The sequence below is a fragment of the Ralstonia sp. 25mfcol4.1 genome (assembly GCF_900104095.1).
GTDB lineage: Bacteria > Pseudomonadota > Gammaproteobacteria > Burkholderiales > Burkholderiaceae > Cupriavidus.
Genome location: NZ_FNJO01000013.1, coordinates 101035 through 122382, shown reverse-complemented (window position 1 = coordinate 122382; position 21348 = coordinate 101035). Strand labels below are relative to the sequence as shown.

General features: G+C 62.7%; 24 protein-coding genes. 12 read left to right on the top strand and 12 right to left on the bottom strand.

Annotated elements, in window-relative coordinates:
- Positions 1-140: 140 nt before the first annotated feature.
- Positions 141-896 carry an SDR family NAD(P)-dependent oxidoreductase gene (locus tag BLQ58_RS21560; RefSeq protein WP_092601950.1) on the top strand — a complete coding sequence of 252 codons (756 nt, stop codon included), beginning with the start codon at positions 141-143 and terminating at the stop codon, positions 894-896.
- Between the two features lie 109 nt (positions 897-1005).
- Here the strand turns inward: BLQ58_RS21560 and BLQ58_RS21555 are convergent, their stop codons facing one another.
- A complete protein-coding gene (locus BLQ58_RS21555) occupies positions 1006-1647 on the bottom strand; it encodes a DUF1109 domain-containing protein (protein ID WP_092601948.1) in 642 nt (213 codons plus the stop codon).
- Entirely contained in the window at positions 1644-2216 is a 573-nt protein-coding gene (locus BLQ58_RS21550) for a sigma-70 family RNA polymerase sigma factor (RefSeq protein ID WP_092601946.1), read from the bottom strand. The genes BLQ58_RS21555 and BLQ58_RS21550 overlap by 4 nt, the downstream gene beginning before the upstream one ends.
- Before the next feature lie 270 nt (positions 2217-2486).
- On the opposite strand from BLQ58_RS21550, the gene BLQ58_RS21545 reads away from it, so the two are divergent.
- From BLQ58_RS21545 to BLQ58_RS21530, 4 genes are all read left to right on the top strand, one after another.
- Complete coding sequence (locus BLQ58_RS21545) at positions 2487-2726, top strand: pentapeptide MXKDX repeat protein (protein ID WP_092601944.1); 240 nt, start codon at positions 2487-2489, stop codon at positions 2724-2726.
- 81 nt (positions 2727-2807) lie between these two features.
- Entirely contained in the window at positions 2808-3434 is a 627-nt protein-coding gene (locus BLQ58_RS21540; protein WP_092601942.1) for a cytochrome b/b6 domain-containing protein, read from the top strand.
- Between the two features lie 13 nt (positions 3435-3447).
- Entirely contained in the window at positions 3448-4230 is a 783-nt protein-coding gene (locus BLQ58_RS21535) for a molybdopterin-dependent oxidoreductase (protein ID WP_092601940.1), read from the top strand.
- A 274-nt stretch (positions 4231-4504) separates the two neighbouring features.
- A complete protein-coding gene (locus BLQ58_RS21530; RefSeq protein WP_175459964.1) occupies positions 4505-4795 on the top strand; it encodes a hypothetical protein in 291 nt (96 codons plus the stop codon).
- A gap of 298 nt (positions 4796-5093) precedes the next feature.
- On the opposite strand, the gene BLQ58_RS21525 is transcribed toward BLQ58_RS21530, so the two are convergent.
- The 5 genes from BLQ58_RS21525 to BLQ58_RS21505 all read right to left on the bottom strand — a co-directional run bounded on the left by BLQ58_RS21525 (position 5094) and on the right by BLQ58_RS21505 (position 9879).
- Positions 5094-6059, bottom strand: coding sequence for a tripartite tricarboxylate transporter substrate binding protein (locus BLQ58_RS21525; RefSeq protein ID WP_092601938.1), 966 nt, complete (start codon positions 6057-6059; stop codon positions 5094-5096).
- A gap of 28 nt (positions 6060-6087) precedes the next feature.
- Positions 6088-7158: a cyclase family protein gene (locus BLQ58_RS21520; RefSeq protein ID WP_092601936.1), complete on the bottom strand. Its 1071-nt coding sequence runs from the start codon at positions 7156-7158 to the stop codon at positions 6088-6090.
- A gap of 9 nt (positions 7159-7167) precedes the next feature.
- Positions 7168-8100 (bottom strand): NAD(P)-dependent oxidoreductase, encoded by a 933-nt coding sequence (locus tag BLQ58_RS21515; protein WP_092601934.1) that lies wholly within the window; start codon positions 8098-8100, stop codon positions 7168-7170.
- Positions 8097-8795, bottom strand: a complete 699-nt coding sequence (locus tag BLQ58_RS21510; protein ID WP_092601932.1) for an RraA family protein — start codon at positions 8793-8795, stop codon at positions 8097-8099. Before BLQ58_RS21510 ends, BLQ58_RS21515 begins: the two co-directional genes overlap by 4 nt.
- A 109-nt stretch (positions 8796-8904) precedes the next feature.
- Positions 8905-9879, bottom strand: a complete 975-nt coding sequence (locus BLQ58_RS21505; protein ID WP_092601930.1) for a Bug family tripartite tricarboxylate transporter substrate binding protein — start codon at positions 9877-9879, stop codon at positions 8905-8907.
- A gap of 92 nt (positions 9880-9971) precedes the next feature.
- Here BLQ58_RS21505 and BLQ58_RS21500 point away from each other — a divergent pair, with 92 nt between their 5' ends.
- Positions 9972-10727 (top strand): IclR family transcriptional regulator, encoded by a 756-nt coding sequence (locus BLQ58_RS21500; protein WP_092601928.1) that lies wholly within the window; start codon positions 9972-9974, stop codon positions 10725-10727.
- A gap of 275 nt (positions 10728-11002) precedes the next feature.
- Here the strand turns inward: BLQ58_RS21500 and BLQ58_RS21495 are convergent, their stop codons facing one another.
- On the bottom strand, positions 11003-11872 hold the full coding sequence (locus BLQ58_RS21495) for a LysR family transcriptional regulator (protein WP_092601926.1): 870 nt from the start codon (positions 11870-11872) through the stop codon (positions 11003-11005).
- Positions 11873-12024: 152 nt separating this feature from the next.
- Here BLQ58_RS21495 and BLQ58_RS21490 point away from each other — a divergent pair, with 152 nt between their 5' ends.
- Both BLQ58_RS21490 and BLQ58_RS21485 read left to right on the top strand, forming a co-directional pair.
- The gene (locus BLQ58_RS21490; protein WP_092601924.1) at positions 12025-12342 is read left to right on the top strand and encodes an EthD family reductase; all 318 of its coding nucleotides are present in this window, start codon (positions 12025-12027) and stop codon (positions 12340-12342) included.
- Between the two features lie 11 nt (positions 12343-12353).
- Positions 12354-13763 (top strand): MFS transporter, encoded by a 1410-nt coding sequence (locus tag BLQ58_RS21485; RefSeq protein WP_092601922.1) that lies wholly within the window; start codon positions 12354-12356, stop codon positions 13761-13763.
- Positions 13764-13846: 83 nt separating this feature from the next.
- Here the strand turns inward: BLQ58_RS21485 and BLQ58_RS21480 are convergent, their stop codons facing one another.
- Positions 13847-14731 (bottom strand): LysR family transcriptional regulator, encoded by an 885-nt coding sequence (locus tag BLQ58_RS21480; RefSeq protein ID WP_092601920.1) that lies wholly within the window; start codon positions 14729-14731, stop codon positions 13847-13849.
- 90 nt (positions 14732-14821) lie between these two features.
- Here BLQ58_RS21480 and BLQ58_RS21475 point away from each other — a divergent pair, with 90 nt between their 5' ends.
- The 4 genes from BLQ58_RS21475 (at position 14822) to BLQ58_RS21460 (ending at position 18583) form a co-directional block, all read left to right on the top strand.
- Positions 14822-15784 (top strand): NAD-dependent epimerase/dehydratase family protein, encoded by a 963-nt coding sequence (locus BLQ58_RS21475; RefSeq protein ID WP_092601918.1) that lies wholly within the window; start codon positions 14822-14824, stop codon positions 15782-15784.
- Between the two features lie 96 nt (positions 15785-15880).
- A complete protein-coding gene (locus BLQ58_RS21470; RefSeq protein WP_217636050.1) occupies positions 15881-17014 on the top strand; it encodes a taurine ABC transporter substrate-binding protein in 1134 nt (377 codons plus the stop codon).
- 2 nt (positions 17015-17016) lie between these two features.
- Complete coding sequence (locus BLQ58_RS21465) at positions 17017-17793, top strand: ABC transporter permease (protein WP_092601914.1); 777 nt, start codon at positions 17017-17019, stop codon at positions 17791-17793.
- A 1-nt stretch (position 17794) separates the two neighbouring features.
- The gene (locus BLQ58_RS21460; protein ID WP_092601912.1) at positions 17795-18583 is read left to right on the top strand and encodes an ABC transporter ATP-binding protein; all 789 of its coding nucleotides are present in this window, start codon (positions 17795-17797) and stop codon (positions 18581-18583) included.
- Positions 18584-18666: 83 nt separating this feature from the next.
- Here the strand turns inward: BLQ58_RS21460 and BLQ58_RS21455 are convergent, their stop codons facing one another.
- The 3 genes from BLQ58_RS21455 to BLQ58_RS21445 are packed head-to-tail and all read right to left on the bottom strand — an operon-like array spanning position 18667 to position 21346.
- A complete protein-coding gene (locus BLQ58_RS21455; RefSeq protein ID WP_092601910.1) occupies positions 18667-19638 on the bottom strand; it encodes a HEAT repeat domain-containing protein in 972 nt (323 codons plus the stop codon).
- Between the two features lie 5 nt (positions 19639-19643).
- Positions 19644-20522, bottom strand: a complete 879-nt coding sequence (locus BLQ58_RS21450) for an ABC transporter ATP-binding protein (RefSeq protein WP_092601908.1) — start codon at positions 20520-20522, stop codon at positions 19644-19646.
- The gene (locus BLQ58_RS21445) at positions 20519-21346 is read right to left on the bottom strand and encodes an ABC transporter permease (RefSeq protein ID WP_092601906.1); all 828 of its coding nucleotides are present in this window, start codon (positions 21344-21346) and stop codon (positions 20519-20521) included. The genes BLQ58_RS21450 and BLQ58_RS21445 overlap by 4 nt, the downstream gene beginning before the upstream one ends.
- Between the last annotated feature and the right edge of the window lie 2 nt (positions 21347-21348).

The following is a 21348-nucleotide window of genomic DNA, read 5'->3' as shown; positions in this document are numbered from 1 at the left end:
GCCATCGTAGCGGGTTCCCACCGACTGGGACACCACGTTTGGAGGAAAAGGCAAGGAACAAAGAGATTCAGGCAAGCGATTCAGGCGTGCCAGACAACAGAATGGACACCGGTTTCCCTCACACGCCAAGGAGTGTACTCATGACCACGATCTCTCTCGTCACCGGCGCCAGCCGTGGCCTCGGCCGCAACACCGCCCTGTCGATCGCCCGCAAGGGCGGGGACGTCATCCTCACCTACCGGAGCCGGGAAGCGGAGGCCAGCGCGGTCGTCACGGAGATCGGGAAGCTGGGCCGCAAGGCGGTGGCTCTGCAACTCGATGCCGGCGATATCGCCACGTTCCCTGATTTCGCGGAACGGCTGAGATCCGTGCTGCGCCACACCTGGCAGCGCGACAGCTTCGACCACCTTGTCAACAACGCGGGACATGGCGACGTAGCGCCGATCGCCGAAATGCGCGAGGCGGCGTTCGACATGCTCGTCAATGTGCATTTCAAGGGGGTGTTCTTTCTCACGCAGACGATGCTGCCGCTGCTTGCAGATGGCGGCCACATTGTCAATCTCTCGACGGGGCTGACGCGCGTATCCGCCGAAGGTTGGTCGGCCTACGCCGCGGTCAAGGGCGCCGTGGAAGTGCTCACCGTCTACATGGCGAAGGAGCTTGGCCCGCGCAGGATCACGGTCAACGCAGTAGCGCCGGGTGCGATTGAAACGGACTTCTTCGGCGGTGCAGTGCGCGACACTCCGGCATTCAACCAGTTCTTCGCCGGGATGACGGCGTTGGGACGCGTCGGAGTGGCCGAAGACATTGGTCCGATGATCGCCAGCCTGCTGTCGGAGGACAACCGCTGGGTCAATGCGCAGCGGATTGAAGTGTCTGGCGGACAGGGAATCTGAGCGGCAAGCTAGCGCCCCTGGCGATGCGCGCGCATCGGATGGCCGTCTGGCCCTCGGCGTGGGGCGCCCGGATAGGGATCAGGGTTTCTGGGTGAACCGACAGCTTCCATTACCACCGAAGCAGACGCTCCCCAAACAACGCGCCGATGGCGGTGGGCACCAGCATGCCGAGGACGTACCACACGCCCCAGAACGCCACGCCCATCTCAGGGCAGTGCAGGCAGTAGACCAGCGTGGCGAGCGCGCCAGACAGCAGGCCGCCCACCGCGCCGGCCAGCCGCAGCCGCGTGGGCGCCAGCCCGCGCAATGCCCAGAAGATGGCGATGAACACGGGCACGGACAGCATGGCAATCGCGAACGGGCAGACGCGCCAGGTTTGTCCGAGTATTGCCGCAGTGCGTTCGCCAGCCGGCGTGCCGGCCAGCACATAGGCCGCACCAAGCCACACCGCGGCGAACGGCAATGAAATGCCGGGCCAGCCGGCGGCGGTGCCCATGCCGGGACGCGCGAGCCGCGTCACCATCCACAATGCGCCCAGCAGCAGCGACAGCGGCAGTGCCACCTTGGCCCAGAAAAGCGGCGTGCCGGCGACTTCGGCCAGGTCGGCACGGAAATGCAGCGTGATGGACAGCAGCAATAGCGCCATGGCTGCCCCTACAGCGAGGGCGATGCCGAAACGGCGGCCGACCGCGTGTCGGTCGACTGGCGCGACGCCGGTGGCCAGCATGGAAATCAGGTCGTCCGTGTTCATCGTGTTCCTCGAATCTTTGCCGCGAGCGCCTTCAGCCCGCGATGCACGCCCACCTTTACCGCCGATTCCGACATGCCGGTCAACCGCGCGGTTTCGCTGACCGATAGCCCTTCCAGCTTGACGTGCACGATCGGCAGGCGCTGACGATCCGGCAGCTGGTCCAGCAGCAGGCTCAAATCGCGCTTCGCCTGCGCCGGCTCCAGGTCGGGTGCCGCTGCGATGTCCTGCGCTGCGTCCAGCGGGTCGTTCAGCGCATCTTGACGCCCATGCGCACGAAAATGATCCGCGAGCTTGTACCGGGCAATCGCGTGCACCCAGGCCGTCAGGGGCTGTCCCGGCAGGTAAGTGTGGCGCGCGTTGTGGACAGCCAGCAGCACTTCCTGGGTCAGGTCTTCGACATCCCCCGCCTGCTGCGGCAGCCGATTACGGAAATAGCCGCGCAGCATTGCGGACAGCTCGGTGAGAAATTGCGCGTATGCCCCTTGGTTGCCCGCCAGTCCACCTGTAAACAGGTCGAGCAGGCGAGACTCCCGCCGTTTTAACAGATCCTGTTCGACAGTTCGCTCCATCGGTCGCGTTGGTTACACGGGCTACGTTGAGTTGCGCGAATTCTACGCTGCGGCGGCCTTTGTGTGTGTTGCGAGTCGCTTCGGCACTGTCATGTCCAACCCGGCCAGAAAAAATTTCCAGGGCGCTGTAACCGGATGCGCCACTGCGTCGAATTTCTCACCAGACGCACACATCCCGTGTGAATCTGGTGCCCGCTGGTCACGGCGCGGCGCGGAGTTTCGTCAACCGGGGCGCTCCCGGTCCAAACGCAAGGTAACGAGGAGTCGAACATGAACAGGATCGCAATCGCCGTTGTTTCCGCAATGCTCATGCTGGGTGGCACGGCAGCATTCGCCCAGACCGGTGGGGCCATGTCCAAGGACGCCATGTCGAAGGATTCGATGGCCAAGGAGAGTACGTCGAAGGATGCAATGTCGAAGGATGCGATGTCCAAGGACGGCATGGCGAAGGACAACATGTCCAAGGACAAGATGGCCAAGCCGAAGTCGCACGACAAGATGGGCAAGTAACGCTGGGCAATTTCGGCCAGGCGCCGGTGGCGGCAAGCAGTCGCCCACGGTGCCCGGTTTCAGGTTCTGGAGGAGGGCGAAATGGCACTCTCGCATGACGCAGTCAACGCTCGCGTCGCCCCACGCAAGATCCAGCCGGGCTGGGTGCGTATCACGCACTGGCTCAATGCGCTGGCGGCCCTGGTCATGATGCTGTCCGGCTGGCGCATCTACAACGCTTCGCCGGTGTTCCCACCGTTTCGCTTTCCGGGCGACATCACGCTGGGCGGATGGCTGGGCGGCGCGCTGCAATGGCATTTCGCGGCCATGTGGCTGCTGTTCTTCAACGGCATCTTTTATCTGGCGATGAACCTCGCCACGGGCCGCTTTGCCCGCAAGTTCTTTCCACTGGGGCCGCGTGCAGTGCTGGAGGACCTGAGCGCCGCGTTGCGCGGGCGCCTGTCTCACGCCGACCTCAGCCACTACAACGCGGTGCAGAAGCTCGCCTATCTCCTGGTGATGGTGGTGCTGCTGGTGCTCGTGCTGTCGGGCATTGCGATCTGGAAGCCCGTGCAGTTTCCCCTGCTGCGCGAGATGATGGGCGGCTACGACTTCGCGCGCGTGGTCCATTTTTGCGCCATGGCGCTGCTTGCCGCCTTTGTGGTGCTGCACATGGTCATGGTGGCGCTGGTGCCGCGCAGCCTGCTGACGATGATCCGCGGACGCTGATCCAACCTGGAGCATGAACGTGAACCCCAAGTCTTCCAGACCCATGGCCATCGACCGCGAGTCGCTTGTTATCGATGTGCGGCGCGAACTCGACGCTCCGGCGCGGCGCCTGTTCGGCAAGCGCATCCTTACGCTTGGCGGGCTGGCCATGCTGACTGGCTGCAGCCTGACCGACGAAGCCTCGGTAGAAACGTTTCTGTCGCGGGTGTCGCGCATGAACGACCGCGTGCAGGCGTGGCTCTTCGATCCCAACCGCCTGGCGCCGACCTATACCGAATCTGATATCACGCGACCTTTCCCGTTCAACGCGTTCTACGGGATCGATGAAGTTACCGTGGTGAACGGCGACGACTTCCGGTTGAAGATCGGCGGGATGGTGCAGGACAAGAAGAGCTGGACCCTGGAGGAGCTTTACGCGCTGCCCCAGGCCGAACAGATCACGCGCCATATCTGCGTGGAAGGCTGGAGCGCCATCGGGCGCTGGGGCGGCACGCCGTTTTCCGGCTTCCTGCAGCGCATCGGCGCCGATACCACGGCAAAGTACGTAGGGTTCCGCTGCGCCGATGATTACTACGAAAGCATCGACATGGCCACGGCGCTGCATCCCCAGACTTTGCTGACGTTTACGTACGACGGTGAGCGCCTGCCGCCAAAGTACGGCTTCCCGATGAAGCTCCGGATGCCGACCAAGCTCGGATACAAGAATCCCAAGCACATCATGGAACTGTTCGTGACCAACACCTTTCCGGGCGGCTATTGGGTAGACCAAGGTTACAACTGGTTTGGAGGCTCCTGACGCTCTGGTCAGCCGGTGCAGCGGTGTGCCGGCCCTAGGGACAGTGAACTATCCGGACGCGCTTCGCGCGCAAGATCTTGCCACCCTGCAGCGCCTTCGAAGCCAGCACGCCGGCATGCTTCTCGGGTCGAGACAGACGACCCCGGGTTAGGGTTTGCGGAAACATCCCTTACGGTTTGTCACAACCTCCTGGTCAACGCTAAATCAACGCGGGTCGTTTTTACGGGCGAGCACGGCAACTTGCTGTGCCTCTAACCTGAGAGAAGGATTCATCATGAAGAAGCTGTCCGCCGCCATCGCCTCCCTCGCCATCACCGGCGCCGCCTTTGCTCAAGGCGCTGCCCCGGCTCCCGCTGCGGCCCCGGCACCTGCCGCTCCGGCTGCGCAAGCCGCTACGGCTCCCGCTGTGAAGGCTCCTGCCAAGACCGCTACCCACAAGCACGCTACCGCGCACGCCAAGGCCACCAAGGCAAGCCCGGCGAAGGCTGCTGCTCCTGCCGGTGCGAAGGCCAGCCCCGTCGCAACTGAGAAGGTGGCGCCGGCCTCCACCGCCACGAAGCAGTAAGGCGGCGTGAGCAAGGCGGGCGGAAGGGTAGTCATTCGAGCCGAACTTTCCGCAAGCCTTCCGCGGCTTCTCAAGAAAACAGCCGACCGATTGGTCGGCTGTTTTGCTTCCGGCTGTCGTGATCCGCGCGGTCTGTCCTGAACGCCATCGCCCCAAACACGTCGCTCGCGTGCGCGGTCAATTCATCCCGGATCCGTGCGTCATGTCATCGGGGCGAAAGAAGCGACGATCCCAATGGCCCTGACGACTGGCGTACCGGCCATCGGCGATCCGCGCAGTGCCCTTCGCAGATCCGACATCATTCCGCGCGAATATTGCCCTGTTTAATGACTGTCGCCCATTTTTCGCGCTCCGCATCAAGGAACTTTCGGAATTCCTGGGGCTTATCGCCAGAAGCTTCCGCGCCGATTGCCGCGAGACGTTCCTTGACGGCGGGTTGTGTCAGGACCTCGATGGTTGCCTTGTTGATCTTGTCGATGATATCGACGGAAGTGCCGGCAGGCGCGAACAAGCCGTTCCACTCATAGACCTGGTAGCCCGGCAGCCCGGATTCAGCGATGGTCGGGACATCTGGGAGCGCGGGAGACCGCTTCGCGCCTGTGGTCGCCAGTACCTTCAGCTTCTTGCCGGAGACCAGTGGGTAAGACGCCGCCATGTTGCTGAACATCATATCTACCTGACCGCCCATCAGGTCGCTCAACGCTGGTGCACCGCCCTTGTAGGGTACGTGCAGCATATTCAGCCCGGACTGTTGACGGAACAGTTCTGCGGCCAGGTGCTGAGCGGTGCCCGAGCCCGCGGACGCATAGGTGAGCTTCCCAGGCGTAGCCTTCGCACGCGCCACGATGTCCTTGGGCGAGTTGAACGGAGAATTCGGTGGCACCACCAGAAGGTTGGGCACTAGTACCACGAGTGAGATGGGAGCGAAGTCCTTCGCGGTATCGTAAGGAAGCTTCGGTTGCAGACTAGGGTTGACCGAATGAGCGGTAGCGTCCAGCAGCAGGGTATAACCGTCCGGCGCGGCCTTGGCGACAGCGCCGGCACCAATCACTCCACTTGCGCCGGGGCGGTTGTCGACGACAATGGTTTGGCCCAGCTTGGTACCCAGAGGGGCAGCGATAATCCGGGCGACCGTATCAGCCGCCCCGCCTGCCGGATATGGGACGACAAGGCGAATGGGATGATCGGGATAGGCGGCGCTGGCGCAGGTGGTGGCACACAGCAGTGTCAGGCTGGCAATGGCGCCGATAACTGGCTTGAACATTCTTGTCTCCGGAGTCCGTAGTTTTGTATTAGACGGTTGCGATCGGCGTCGCGGGCGACCCGACTGCACCGGGAAGGCGCAGAGGCGGTGCTGTCAGCAGGAAGCGGCTACGATTGTTCTCGCGCAGCCAGTAGGCCAATGGTGTCAAATGCCACAGCTCGCCGAGGTGAATGCCATTCTTGAACAGGCAATGTTCGTGCAGCGGCAGTCGTGGCCCGCGAATCGGGGAGGGCGTTAGCGGTTTCGGCACAACCAGCTCCACGGCGGGATTGTCTGCCAGCAGGCATGCCAGGCGCGAGTCGGTGATCCAATTGAGCAGCTTCGCGTCGTAGCCGTCCAGTCCGGTTCCGGATTCGTGAAGTACCTTGAGATCGGGCGACTTGTTCATCGATAGCAACGTGTCAGCGAACCCGGTATGGAGACAGACCATATCGCCCGGCTCGACGGTGACGTTATCTGCTTCCAGAATGCGCATGAGCTGTTCGTAGCCCACAGCTTGTCGTTTGCGTCCGATGTGGCGCTCGATGTCGATCATGACGCCGCGCCCTTGGGCACCGTGCTCGGCAAGGACGGCGATACTCAACGCGCGCGCTTCCGGGTTCTCGTATCTTGCCCACGCCTCGGGCGCTTGAGTCTCGACACCGGCTCTGATGTCCTCGCCAGCGCGAAAGCCGTTGTAGAAGACGGCTTCGTCGCTGCCGTCTCCGTCGGCATCGAAATGACTGCCCACGTGTGCCAGGCTGTCCCACTGCGTTGAATACTGCAGGCTCATGAGCACGACATCGTCATTGACCACGTCTGTCAGATCGGGATCCTCGGAACGATACGACCAGCAGAAACCCTGCTGCCCGGCGCTCTTTCCATCCCGAAGGACGGCGAAGCGCCGGGGTGGCTGCCGACGCGCGTTCATGGTTTGGCCGCCGGGATAATCGAGGGGAAGCGAAAGGCAGAACGTAATGCCTTCGCGAACTTCCGCGACGCCTTGCAGTACCTTGGTGCGATCCACGAGGTTCATGCGCCCACGCTGATCGTTTGGACCAAATTCCCCCCAATTGCTGCCGTCCGGCTTACGCTGCCACCGCCTTGGTGCTTCACTCATGTCGGCTCCTTACTGCAGCTTCGCAAGTTCGGCCAGCACGTTCGTCGCGGCGGCTACACCCATGTTGACGAAGGCATCGCTCGTGACGCCGCCGATGTGCGGACTGATGATGAACTTGCTGTTTATGAAGAAGGGATGATCGGCAGGTGGCGGCTCTTGCTGCAATGAATCCAGGCCTGCTGCGGCCACTTTTCCGCTTTCAACGGCTGCCAGAAGCGCGTCTTCTTCGATGAGCCCGCCGCGTGCGGTATTGACGACGATAACGCCGTCCCTGCATTTGGCCAGGCTCGCCTGGTTGAGCAGTCCTCGATTCTCGGCAGTCAGTGGGCAATGGAACGATATGACATCCGAGTTTTCCCAGATTTCGTCAAGGCTGACGGGCTCGATGCCCGTCGGCAGGTCGGCGGCATATGGGTCGTATCCGATAACCTTCATATCCATGGCGCAGGCGATCCGCGCGAAGCGGCGGCCGATCGCACCCAGGCCAATAAGGCCAAGCGTGCGCCCTTGCAGTTCGAGACTTTGGTGCGTCGATTTGTCCCAATGGCCCTTGCGCGTGCGCTGGTCCAGTGTCACCACCGATTTCGCGCAGGCTAGCATAAGCGCCAGCGCTTGTTCGGCCACTGCTGCCGCATTTGCGCCTGTCGCCGCCACCACTTTGACGCCGCGGGCCTTCGCCGCGTCCTGGTCGATGTTGTCGATGCCACTTCCGTGCTTTGACAGAACGCGAATCGACGGCGCCGCATCGAGCGCCATGGCGCCGACCTTGCTTGTGCGGACGATGATCGCCACAGGCGCGTAACGCCGGCAAAGTTCTGCGGTCTCTTCTTCGGTTGCGGCTTTTCCTGCATAGACCAGTTCGAAGTCGGACAGCAGTGCGACCGCCTGTGGCGCAATGTTCGCCGCGGTCACAACGATTACGGGCTTGTCCGGCGCGCTCACAGCGTTTCCCCAGCCTTCAGTACACCGGCGGCACGCAGCGCGTCGTCCAGCCAGGATGGCCGCAGTGCGTCGCCAGATTTGATACCTTCGATGCGCTTGCGCTCGGCCGCTACCTTCTTTGCAGCCTCCGCGATCAGAGCCGGCGCTTTTTCGCGCTCGATGACGACCACACCGTCAGCATCGCCGATGACCAGGTCGCCCGGGTGCACCGTAACGCCACCACATTGGATCGGATGATTTACGCGGCCCGGTACGAACTTGGTAGGTCCGTTGGGATTCAGTCCTACGGAGTACATCGGGAAGCCGGTCTCGATGATCTCTTCGGCATCACGCGCAGCGGCATCCAGGACGACGGCCGCGACACCGAGAGCAATGCACTGATTGACCATGATTGCGCCCATCAGCGCGCTGTTTTGGTCGCCTTTGCCGTCAACGATGATGACGTCGCCAGGTTTAGCCAGTGCCATCGCGGCGTGAATCATGAGGTTATCGCCGGGGCGAACCTCCACGGTGACAGCCGGACCGCAGAACTTGCTTTTTTGGCTCAGTGGTGCGATCCGCCCATGCAGGCCACCGCGGCGACCGGCTACATCGGCGAAGATCGAGGACGCGTACTCGGACGCCTGCCTGACGATGTCGGACGAAACGCGTTCGAAATCACGGATGACATCAGGCTGTTGCTGGGTTTGCGACATGGTTGCTCCAAAAATGTACGAGTGAATCCAGCCGCGCAGTTGGCAAGCCAACTGACGGATCGTGAAAACCGGGAACGTGGAATCTGGCGCGCAGACGCGCGCCGAGGCATTAATCGATGGTCGCGCCCGAGTCGCTGACCACGACTCGCCAGCGAGCAAGATCCTTTTGCAATAAGCCTGCAAACGCAGCGCTACTACCGCCCAGGACCTGACCGCCTTCCGCCTCGATCTTGGAACGTACGGCGGGGACCTGGAGTACGCGATTCAATTCAGCGTTGAGTCTTTCGACGATCGGTGCGGGGGTGCCGGCGGGTGCAAGCAGGCCGAACCATGTGTCGGCCTCAAATTGCTTTACTCCGGCTTCCGCTACGGTTGGCGTGTTAGGTAATTGCGGCGAACGCTTACCCGAGGTCACGGCGATTCCGCGCAGCTTGCCCATCTTGATTTGACCCATTACCGTAGGGACGGAGCCAATATAGATTTCTACCTGGCCACTCAGGACGTCGGTGAGCGCCTGCGATGCACCCTTGTATGGAATGTGTTGCATCTTTACCCCGGCCTGCTTTTGCAGGAGTTCCATGGCGAGGTGTGCGACCGTGCCATTGCCCGGCGTACCGAACGTTACCGTGCCTGGCTTGGCTTTTGCGGCGGCAAGTACGTCGGTCAGATTTTTGTAGGGTGAACTGTTGTTGGCAACAATCGCGAGAGGTGCGGAGGCAATCAAGCCGATGGGCGTCAGATCTTTCGCTGGGTCATACGGCAGCTTTTTGTACAACGACGGGTTGATAGCAAGATTGCTGGTCTGGCCGAACACCAATGTGTAGCCATCAGGCGATGCTTTTGCCGCAGCTTCCACGCCAAGGTTGCCGCCAGCACCTGGCCTGTTGTCGACGACGATGGTCCACTTCAGGTCCCGGCTAAGTTGTTGGGCTATTTCGCGCGAGAAGGTATCCGGCGCACCCCCGGGTGGGAATGGAACGATGAGGCGAATGGGCTTGGCCGGATAGGTGTCTGCAGCATACGCAGGAAGGCCGGGCACCGCGGCAATGGAGCAGGCGGCCAGAACGCGAAGGATTATCTTCAAGGGTGTCTCCAATCGAACCTTGTATTTGTGCCTCGACTATAGATTTCTGTTCCGTGCTATACAATCGCGTTGTCCATAGCGGAACATGTGCCATGAAACGGAATGCTCAGCCTGCACAGACGCCAGCAGGTGCAGATAAAGACACAATCATCGCCGTCACCCGGGCCCTGCAAATTCTTGAGGCGTTCTCTGCCGATGACGCTTCGTTGACGCTGTCGGAGTTGAGCCGACGAGTCGGCATGGGCAAATCGACCGTTCTGCGCACGGCGCGGACACTGGCGCAAAGTGAGTACCTGGTCCAACGCGAAGATGGGCAATGGCGCCTCGGCGCGGCCGCAGGGTGGCTGGGCGCGCGCTATCAGGCTGCATTTCGCGTCAATGAAACGGTGGAGCCGGTGCTCCGGAGAATCAGCTACGAAACACGCGAAAGCGCGGCCTTTTATGTCCGGGAGGGCGATACTCGGGCCTGCCTGGTGCGGGTGGAAGGACCAGGCGCGGTGCGACACCACGTGCGCGTCGGGGAAAGGCTTCCTCTCACCGGGGCGCCGGGCAGAGTGTTGCGGGCATTCGCAGGCGAAAGCGGCGAGCCATACGAGGCCATTCGCAAGGATGGTTATTTCATCTCGATGGGCGAAAGAGAGCCTGAAGTTTCGAGCCTGGCTGTTCCGGTGTTTGGAATTAACTGGACGTTGACCGGGGCTCTTTGCATCTCGGGGCCCATTAGCCGGTTGACGCGCGATAAGTTGGCGGAGTATGTGGAGCTGATGCTGGCCGCGGGAAAAGAAGTGTCCTATGCAATTTCCGGCTCCCGGGATCCGAGTGTCCGTCCTACGACGTGGCATCCGTAATTTCGAGAGGACGATGCCAAGTCGCTGACAGGAACGGCCGGTTCGTCATATCACCGGACTGGGGCAGCGGATGCGTCCTCAAGCTTGCCGCGTGTTCCCATTCGCCGTGTTAGCGATCCAGCCGCCTGCGAGGCTTCGGCATCCATCGTGCGTTCTCGCCATCGACTTTAATTCCGCTTTCATGCAGAGGGCGATGGGCGTCCACCGGCGCAGGCGGAACGCAGAGGGTCGTTTTGAGTAAGACGCTTTGGTTTAGGCCTCCCGACATAGACAACTCACCCCGCCGTCCATTCTGAATTCGACAGTGTCATGTCGGCGATATCCAGCATTGCCCTCAAGCGTTCCATGTGCCGCAGGTCGTGGTGATAACCCACCCATATATCGCGTGACGGTGGGTGATCCGGTGTGTCGACGCGCGTCAATCCGGCAAAGGCATCGCCAAGCGGCCTTGGTAGCACCGCAATTCCCATGCCCCTCACGCACATCTGCGCCTGGACCGTTCGGCTCGTACTTGTGAAGACACGTCGGCAGAGTGGAAACCTGTTCAATAGCCAGGCCACGTCGGGAAAGTGCGATTGCGCGGTATTCATGAGAATGAGCCCCACGGAGGCGGGGTCGTCCTGCATTGCCTGCGCGGTGTCGGCCGATGCGTAGAGACCATATGGCATCCGCATCAGGCGACGCTGGACGATATCCGGTTCGCTGAAAGGCACGATGCGAAAAGCCACGTCCGTCTCGCGCCGGGAAAGGTCTAGCAGTCGGTAGCTTGCAATGACCTCCGGGACGACAGCGGGATGACGGCGGGTCAGCTCGATCAGGACGGGGGCAAGGACATAGGCGCCAAACCAGTCCGCGGACGAAATCCGAAGGACGCCTTCCAGGCGGTTGTGGTTGCCCGCCAGACGCCGTTCCATGGACAGCGCGGATTCCTCCATCGATTCCGCCAGCGCCAGCAAGGTGTCTCCGGCATCGGTCAGCACCAGTCCTTCCGGGGTCCGACGAAATAGCGGTTGCCGGGCTTCCTCTTCGAGCACCTTTATGCGACGACCGACTGTGGGGTGGCTGACGTCCAGACGCCGGGCCGCCTCGCCAAAGGATCGAGCCCGGGCGACAGTCAGAAAGATGCGAACGTCGTTCCATTCCATGCCACGTACATTCGTTCAAAAATGTACGAGAAATATACAGAATTGACAGTCCCCAAACAATATTGTGGGTGCGACCATGGCGCTCCTATTCGAATGTCCCGTGCGGACCGACGGTGAACACATTCGGACCCCTCGACTCTGGAACCTTAGCCATGAACACTTCAGCTGCCTCCGTTGTGGTCTATGTGACCTATCAGGGCACCCCACAAGACCGCTTCGATCGGGATTACTACGTTGCGGTTCACCTCCCGCTGGTCAGGAAGGCGTGGGGATCGTACGGCCTGCTTAGCGTGACCGCACTCTTTCCCACTCCGGCGCGGGACGGAACGGTCGCCCTCTGTCAGTGCATCTTTCGAGATGAGGACGCAGTCGAAGCCGCTTTGGCTTCGCCAGAAGCCTCGGCGGTGATGGCCGATGGGCCGCGATACACCGCCCTGGCGCCTCGGCGCTTTCGCGCAGTCGCACTCTGAGTCACGACATCATGACTACGTTCACTCAAGCGAGTGGGGCGTCAGCGCCTGATTCCCGCCGCTGGCTCGCCCTCGTTGTCCTCTTGACCGGCACGCTTTTGCCGCCCCTGGATTTTTTCATCGTCAACGTGGCGTTACCGGCCATCCGGGCGGGCCTCGAGGCGTCCTCGGACGTCTCGCAGCTGGTGATTTCCGTGTATGCCGCGGCCTATGCCGTCACCCTGATCCTTGGCGGCCGGTTGGGGGACCTGTACGGCCGGAAGCGCGTATTCGTAAGCGGCATGCTCGGTTTTGGCATCGCATCGGCATGGTGCGGCCTGGCGCCGTCACCGGGCATGCTCGTCGTGGGCCGGTTGTTGCAAGGGATATCCGCGGCGATCATGGCGCCACAATCATTGGCATCGATACACGCCATCTTTCCAGCAGGCGAGAAGAACCGCGCACTCAGCCTATATGGGGCGACATTTGGCTTGGCATCCGTCGGCGGTCAACTGCTGGGAGGTGTCCTCATTTCCAGCAGTCCGTGGGGTTTGGGATGGCGGAGCGTCTTCCTGATCAACATTCCGATCATCCTGCTGGCCGTTCCGGCCGCATGGGTGCTGCTGCGGGAAAGCAGGGCCGAGGGCTCGGTCCGCCTGGATGTGTGGGGGGCGGTGCTGCTCGCTGCTGGGCTGTTGGCCTTTGTCGTGCCACTCATCGAAGGGCGGGCGCACCACTGGCCGTGGTGGTCGATTGCGCTGCTGATCCTGAGTCCGCCGCTATTGTGGGTCTTCTGGCAGCACGAAAAGGCACAAGCCTTTGCTGGCAGGACGCCTTTGGTGCAGCCTTCGTTGCTGGCCGTGCGCGGGTTACGACGCAGCTTGGCATCGACATTCTTTTTTTATTCGCTCGCCGCGTTCTTCCTGGTGTTCGCTGTGTACGAACAGGCTGGCCTGGGCAACGATGCACTAGGAGCCGGTTTGGCGATCCTGCCGCTTGGCATTGGCTTCTTCCTCGGGCCGCTCGGCAGCCCACACATTGCGCGACGGTTTGGCGTGCGCACCGCCGCCTTTGGCATGCTCCTCGAGGTGATTGGTCTGCTCATGGTCGCGGCGCTGGCTTTTGCAGATGCGCCAACCTGGCTCGCAGCGCCCTTGTTCCTGATCGGCGCGGGACAGGGCATTGCGCTTCCCGCGTTGGTCCGCTTGAACGTGGACCACGTGGATAGCCGTTGGGCAGGGCTGGCCTCGGGCTTGGTAAGCGGCACCTTGCAGATCAGCGCGGCGGTAAGCGTAGCCGTCTTTGGCGGGCTATTTTTCGCGATCGCGCCCAATGGCGCAGATGCTCCGGACGTGCGACTCGGTTTTGCCGTCGCGTCGTTCGCCATCGGAGTATCTCTCGCTCTGGGAGCCGGACTCATCGTAAGGCGATCAGAACCGTGAGGCAGGCGGCATCCTATGCGAATGTGGCGAGCCTGAGGAAGCTCTATCTGCGATGCCCGCAATCATTGGGAAGCCAGACGCCTTCAGGCCGCGTGGCGTTCCAGGCCCGCACACAGTGCGTCGAATGGTACCTTGCAGCGCGCGCTGTGGCGCAGGTCTTCGTGCATCGCGACCCACATTTCCAGAGGAAACGTGAAGTCGCCGGGCAGCACGCGCACGAGGTCCGGATAGCGCCGAGCCAGCGCAACCTGGCAGACGCCAATGCCTGCCCCTGCGCGGATCAGTGCGAATTGCGCCAGGTCGCTGTCCGTGCGCACTGTGAAGGCATCGCGACGCCATCCGGGCAATGTCTTGCTTCCCGCCCGCAGGAACGGTGTTTCCTCGTCGAAGCCGATCAACGCATGCTTTGCCAGATCGGCAGGCTTCTCGGGAATGCCTCGTTCGCACAAATATTCCCGGTGCGCATGGAGGCCCAGCTCGACGATGCCAATGCGCCGGGCCAGCAAGGCGTCCTGATTGGGGCGCGTCATGCGAACGGCGATGTCGGCTTCGCGAAGCAGCAGGTCCTGCACGCGGTTTGTCAGCGCCAGTTCAACCTTGAGTCCCGGGTGGGTCGCCTGCAGTTGCGCCACGATTGGGGGCAGTACCTCGGCGCCTATGACTTCGCTCGCGCTGATGCGCACGGTTCCCTTGACGCCGCCCTGGCTTTCCGCAGCGCGCATGAGTGCCGCTGCGGAACTATTCATGGCCTCGGCGTAGGGCTTGAGTTCCAACGCGGCCGGCGTTGGAAGCAGCCCCGTCTGCGAGCGGGTGAAGAGGTTCAGCCCAAGGGACTTCTCCAGTGCCTCGACATGGCGACCCACTGTCGGTTGGGCCATTCCCAGAGCGCGTGCAGCGCCAGACAGCGAGCCTTCCTGCAGCACACTCAGGTAAGAGCGATAGAGTTCCCAGCCAGGTTCCGTGGCCATACAAAAATATATAGCGACCATGCGATGTTAGGCAATTTTATTACAACGGCGGAACCTTGAAAATGCTCCCATGTTCAGGGGAGATGCGATATGCAAACCAGCAAAACAGCCTTGGTTCTCGGTGCTACAGGCGGCATCGGTGGTGAAGTCGCTCGGCAGCTTCTGGGCGCGGGCTGGAGCGTGCGCGGACTCACGCGCAGCCAACGCGCCCCTGTGGTTGATGAGGGCATCCACTGGATCGCCGGCGATGCTATGCGTCCAGACGATGTCATGGCGGCCGCGCAGGGGTGCTCGGTAATCGTGCATGCGGTCAATCCGGCGGGTTACCGCCGCTGGGCAGAGCTGGTGCTGCCCATGCTCGACAATACGATTGCCGCGGCGACAAAACAGGGCGCCACCATCATGCTGCCCGGCACCGTATATAACTTTGGCCCCGACGCATTCCCGGAGCCGCATGAAGGCTCGCCCCAGCGTCCGCTGACGCGCAAGGGAGGTATCCGGGTCGAGTTGGAACGGCGTCTGCGTTTAGCCACGGCCGACGGCGTGCGCACGATAGTGGTTCGTGCGGGCGACTTCTTTGGCCCGAAACCCGGCAACAGTTGGTTCTCGCAAGGAATGGTCAAGCCAGGCGGGGCGGTTACCGTCGTCAGCCTTCCAGGCAAAAAGGGCATTGGGCATCAGTGGTCGTATTTGCCCGATGTGGCGCGCACGATGGTGGAACTGCTCGCGCGGCGAGAATCGCTGGAGCCGATTGCGGCGTTCCACATGGCAGGGCATTGGGACGCGGACGGCATGCAGATGGCCGAAGCCATTCACCGTGTCGTGGTTCGCCGTGGGGGCCGTGCGCCAAAGCTGCGCCCGTTCCCGTGGTGGCTGCTCAGCGTCATCTCGCCCTTCGTCAGCACTTTCCGGGAGATGCGCGAGATGCGTTACCTGTGGCGGGAGCCGGTGCGCATGACCAACGACAAGCTGAAATCCGTGCTCGGAGAGGAACCGCACACGCCGCTCGATCGTGCCATTGAGGCGACGTTGCACGGCATGGGGTGCCTCTGACGACGATTCTGCATGCCCGGTGGAGGCTGCCGTGAATCGCCACATCGAAGCGGCCGCTTAGCAAGCGAGTCGCAAGTCGGCCGCAGATTTCACCACTTGCAAATACGTCAGGGTGGATTTTTCATATCCGTTATTGGTTGTTTGCGTCGCAGGTGTTGCCGTCTAACATGGCCGTCCTGTCTACCGAATCCTTCAACCGCGATGCGCAAATCCTTACGAGCACTCCTGTTTTCGGGCCTGGCATTGGCTATTTCCATTGGCAACGCGGCAGAGCCTCTGCCAAAGGAAGTGCGCATCGCCTATAGCGGCGGGGCACAGCTTATCGTCAATGCCAAGGTCGATGGGTCGCTGGAAAAAGCGTTTGGCGTGCCGGTCAAGTGGGTGCAGTTCGGTACCGGGGGCGATGTACTGAACCTGTTCGCCAGCAATAGCGTGGACATTGCCAACTTCGGATCGAGTCCGACGGTCTCGGCCATCGTCCGCAAGCTTCCGATCGAGCTGGCGGGCACTTCCGCGGATATCGCCACGTATGAGCGCCTGGTGGCGCGCAAAGGCAAGAATATCCAGACGCTGCAGGACCTGGCCGGCCACACAGTGGGCTATCCGCCGAACTCCACGGCGCAGTATGCGCTGGACACGGCTATCCAACTCAACAAGATTGATCGATCGAAGGTGCGGTTCGTACCGCTCAAGCCCGACGAATTGGTGGCGGCGTGGCGGCGTGGCGACATCGACGCCGGCTATGTGTGGGCCCCGTTCAATTCCACGCTGGAGGCCAATGGCGGTCAGCCGGTATTCTTCACCAGAGATCTCAAGAAAGACGGCTACCTGATCTTCAACGGTATTTCGGTGAGCAAGGCGTTCGGCGAGAAGCCCCCGGAGCTGGTAGCCAAACTGTTGCTGGTGCTGGAGCAGCAAGTGGCCAACTATCGGCGCAATCCTGATGCCGTCGCCGAAGCTATCGCCAAGGAGCTGGGCGCCACGCCGGGGGCAGTCAAGGAATCCATCAACGGCAACAACTATCCGTCCATTGAAGAGCAACTGAAGCCTCAATGGTTTGGCGATGGCAGCAATACCGACCACACGGTGTTGGCTGGCGCCGTGCGCAAGACGGCCGAATTCCTGGGCAGTATTGACCAGATCCGCCGCACCGATATTCCGGCGTCGTTCTCGACGTCGATCAACCTCCGCTATCTGAAGCTGGCTGAACAACTGAAGGCGGCGAAGTAGTCGTGGCCTCGCGTCGTACGCGCCAGGGTGCGGTCAGCGCCCTGGCGGTAGTTGCCGTCCTGGGGCTCTGGCAGGTTGCGGGCGGGTCTGGCTGGGTTGACACACTGTTCCTGCCGCCGCCTAGTGAATTGCTGGGGACGCTGGCCGGGCTGTGGCAGAACGGATATGGGCAGATTTCGCTCGCGCGCCATATCGGTATCAGCCTGGCACGCGCATTGTCGGCGTTCGTGGTGGCCGTGGGAATCGGGGTGCCGCTAGGGCTGGCGATGGGGCTGCACGGCGGGCTCAACGCGGCGCTGAATCCGTTTGTTCAGTTCCTGCGCCCGCTGCCCAAGATCGCACTGATTCCGCTGACGATTGTCTGGCTTGGCATCGACGAAGCGTCGAAGTTCTTCCTGATCTTCATTGCCACGTTTCTGAACGTGCTGGTGGGCGCCACTGCCGCCGTGCAGGGGGTGCCGCATGGCTATGTACGCGTGGCGCAAACACTGGGTCTTCGCCGATGGCAGATCTTCTGGCGCGTGGTGTTTCCGCATTGCGCGGCGGATCTGTTCACGACCATCCGGCTTTCGGTGGGCATCGGCTGGACCGCGCTGGTGGCGGCGGAACTCGTGGCATCCACGTCCGGCGTGGGCTGGATGATCATCAACGCGGGGTCTTACCTGCGTACCGATGTCGTGATGATCGGCATCGTCATTCTCGGACTGATCGGATACGCCCTGGATGTGGTGCTGGTGGCGCTGCAACGGGTCATCGTGCCGTGGACGGGCAAGAGTTGATATGGCAGACATTGTGCTCGAACGCGTGACGTTCGATTTCGGATCGCCGCAAACGGCGCAGCCTCCTGTGTTGCAGGATGTGAGTCTGCAGGTGGAGCCTGGCGAATTCGTTGTATTGCTTGGCCCTTCCGGCTGTGGGAAATCGACGATCCTGAACCTGATTGCCGGCTTCGAGACCCCCCGGCATGGCCGTATCCTGAGCCAGGGTCGCGTCGTCACCGGGCCCTCGCCGACGCGCGGCATGGTGTTCCAGCAGCCGATGCTGTACCCGTGGCTTTCTGTCTTTGAAAACGTGACGTTTGGCCCCCGGATGCTGGGATTGCCGGAAGCGGATTGGCGTCCCCGCGCGACGGCTCTGCTCCTGCAGATGGGGCTGCAACGACATCACGACGCCAGTCCGTGGGAACTCTCTGGCGGCATGAAGCAACGTGTGGCGCTGGCCCGGGCCTGGATCATGCGGCCGGAAGTTCTGCTGATGGATGAACCGTTCGGCGCGCTGGACGCCCAGACACGGTCTCTGATGCAGGAATTGCTGCTCGAAACATGGCAGCGCCTGCGCACGACCGTAGTTTTCGTCACGCACGATGTCGACGAAGCCATCCTGCTCGGCACGCGCATCCTGGTCATGTCGGCGCGGCCCGGACGCATCCGGGAACAGATCGACGTCCCGGTCGCCGCGGGTCCGCGAGACGCCGAGGTGCTGGCCGCTGACCCGGTCTATCGCAACATCAAGGCCCACGCGCTCCATCTCGTGCGGGACGAAGCGCGCCGCCATCTGGCATTGCTCTAGCGGGGCAGTGCGTGTTGGCTGCGGTCGGCGGCGTTGTGGCAGGCGAGCCGCTCGACGGGTTTGCAGCCAAGCCAGGATACCCCTCAGGCTGACCGGTGGCGTGCTTCGATCTGCGCGATGCCGATGCGGGCGGCCTTTCGGACCTCCGGATCATCGTCCTGCAGCGAGACGCCAAGCACGGCAAGCTCGGCGAGTGTGCCGACCTCGCCCAGCGCCAGCGCCGCTTCCTTGCGTACGTTACTCACCGCATACGTCAACAACATGGCCACCGGGCGACCGCTTAGCGGATCCCCTAGCCGGCCCAGCGCGCGCACCGCCTGCAAGGCGACCTGCCAATATGCGTCGTCAAGCGCGGCCTCGAGCGCCGGGCGGGCGGCAGCGAAACGCAGCTTGCCGAGCGTGGCGGCGGCTTCTTCCCGTACCTGCCAGTCGCTGTCCGCCAAACCATCGACGAGTGTGCGCAGCACGCCATCGTCGTTGGCGAATGCCAGCGCGCCCATGGCGGCGCGGCGCACGTCCGGCTCGGGGTCCTGTTGCGCGAGCGTGGATAGATCGGATAGCGCGGGGGTATGACGCAACCAGCCAAGGACACCAATGGCTTCCCGTCTTACCGCCGCGGACGGGTCCGCCAGGTGCTGACGGGCTGGCGCGGCGCTCTGTGGCAAGCGCAGTTCCCGTAGCGCCCGCAGCAGCGCCGCGCGAACATCGGCGTCGGGATCTGTCAGGCGCGTCAGCAGCCGGGCGCCAAGTGCCGGCTGTTTCAGGCAAGCCAGGCTTTCGGCAGCCATCGACCGGACGGAGGCATCGCTGTCATAGAGGCCATCGCACAGGGCATCGACCGCTTCCGGTGTCTCCCATGCACCCAGGCTTTCCGCAGCCGTGCGGCGTACGCCGGTATCGGCGTCGTCACGCAGCGCTCGCACGAGCAGCGGAACACAGGCCGCGTCCTCGGTTTCAGCGGCGTCGATCAGTGCCAGCCTGCGCACGGCGGCATCGGGGGACTGCAGGCGGATGTCGTCCGGCAAGGCATTGGTCAGCAAAAGGGAAGCAGTCATCAAGGTCAGGTAGAGGGGATGGAGGATGGCGCGGGGCGCGGATCGCCGAGCGGACTCAGGCGCGGAGCGGGCAGCGCAGGTGCCCGGTGCCGCAGCAAAGCCAGCAGGTGGCGCTTGATGTCGATGAATGCCGGCTGGGTCGTCAAGTCTTCGTGTTCGCCGCGTGCGCGCGGACGGGCAAACGGCACGCGCAGGTCCTCGATCAGCGTGCCTGGCCCGGGACTCATGACGAGGATGCGGTCGGCCAGGAACAGCGCCTCGTCGATATCGTGCGTGACGAATGCCACGGTGGGCCGCTCTTCGCTCCATACGTCTAGCAACAGCGCCTGCATCATGGCGCGCGTCTGAGCGTCCAGTGCGCCGAAGGGCTCGTCCATCAGGAGCATGCGTGGGCGGTTGATCATGACCCGCGCGATCTCGGCCCGCTGCTGCATGCCGCCCGATAACTGGGAGGGGTAGCGGTCGGCGAACGCGGCCAGGCCAACCCGCTCCAGCAGCGCGCTTGCGCGGTGCAGACGTGCCGCCTTGCTCACGCCACGCATCTTGAGCCCGAAGGCGACGTTGTCGACAGTCCGACGCCAGGGAAATAGCGTGTGATGCTGAAAGACGATGCCGCGTTCGGGATGTGGCCCGTCGATGCGGCGGCCATCGAGCAGCGCATGGCCGCCCGCCGGTGCGATATGCCCGGCGAGAACGCCAAGCAACGTGGACTTTCCGCAACCGGAAGGCCCAAGGATGCAGACGAACTCGCCCGGTTCGATCACCGTGCTGAAGTCCCGCACGGCGGTGAAACGCTGCGCACCCCGTCCGAGCGCAATCGTCAGGGACTGCATATCGACCCGTCCCGCGACGCCTGCGCCGGATGTGATGGTGGCCGCGCTCATTTTCCGCCTCCGATAGACAACCAGGGCGTGGCGCGGCGTCCGGCGTATCGCACCAGTGCGCTGCTACCCATCCCCAGCAAGCCGATCAACAGCATGCCAACGACGATGTTGGGGTAGCGCTGCACGGTGTACGCCTCCCACGTGTAATAGCCAATGCCGAACTGCCCCGAGATCATTTCCGCGGTGACCAGGCAGAACCACGACGTGCCCATGCCGATGGCAAGGCCCGTCACGACGGCGGGCGCCGCACCGGGCAACACCACCTCGCGCAGCACCTGCAATGGGCCTGCGCCAAGGCTGCGGGCCGATGCCACCAGCCGCTGGTCCACGGATTCCGCACCGTGAATGGCGCCGAGCAGAATTGGAAAGAACGCCCCGGTGAAGGTGATGAAGATCATCGATAACTCGGAGGATGGAAACATCAGGATCGCCAGCGGAATCCAGGCGACCGCCGGTATCGGACGCAGCACTTCGAGCGGGGTCAGCAGGGCGTGCCGCGCCCATTGCGAGCGGCCGATCAACAGTCCCAGCGGGATGGCAAGCACGGCGGCGAAGCCGAAGCCATACCCCACGCGGGCAACACTGCTGCCCAGGTGCTGGACGAGTTTCGGCGATTGCAGCAACGCCCATCCCGCAGCCACGGTTTCGGCCGGCGTCGGCACGTTCTGGAAAGTCACCACGCCAAGATTGGCCTTGTAGGTAGTGGCCAGATGCCAAAGCAGCAGGCACAGCGCAAGCGACGCCGCGCGCAGGGCCTGCCGGCCGGGATTGCGCAGCCACGATCGCGGCGCCGACGGGGCGTTCGACAATGCAATGGTCGACATGA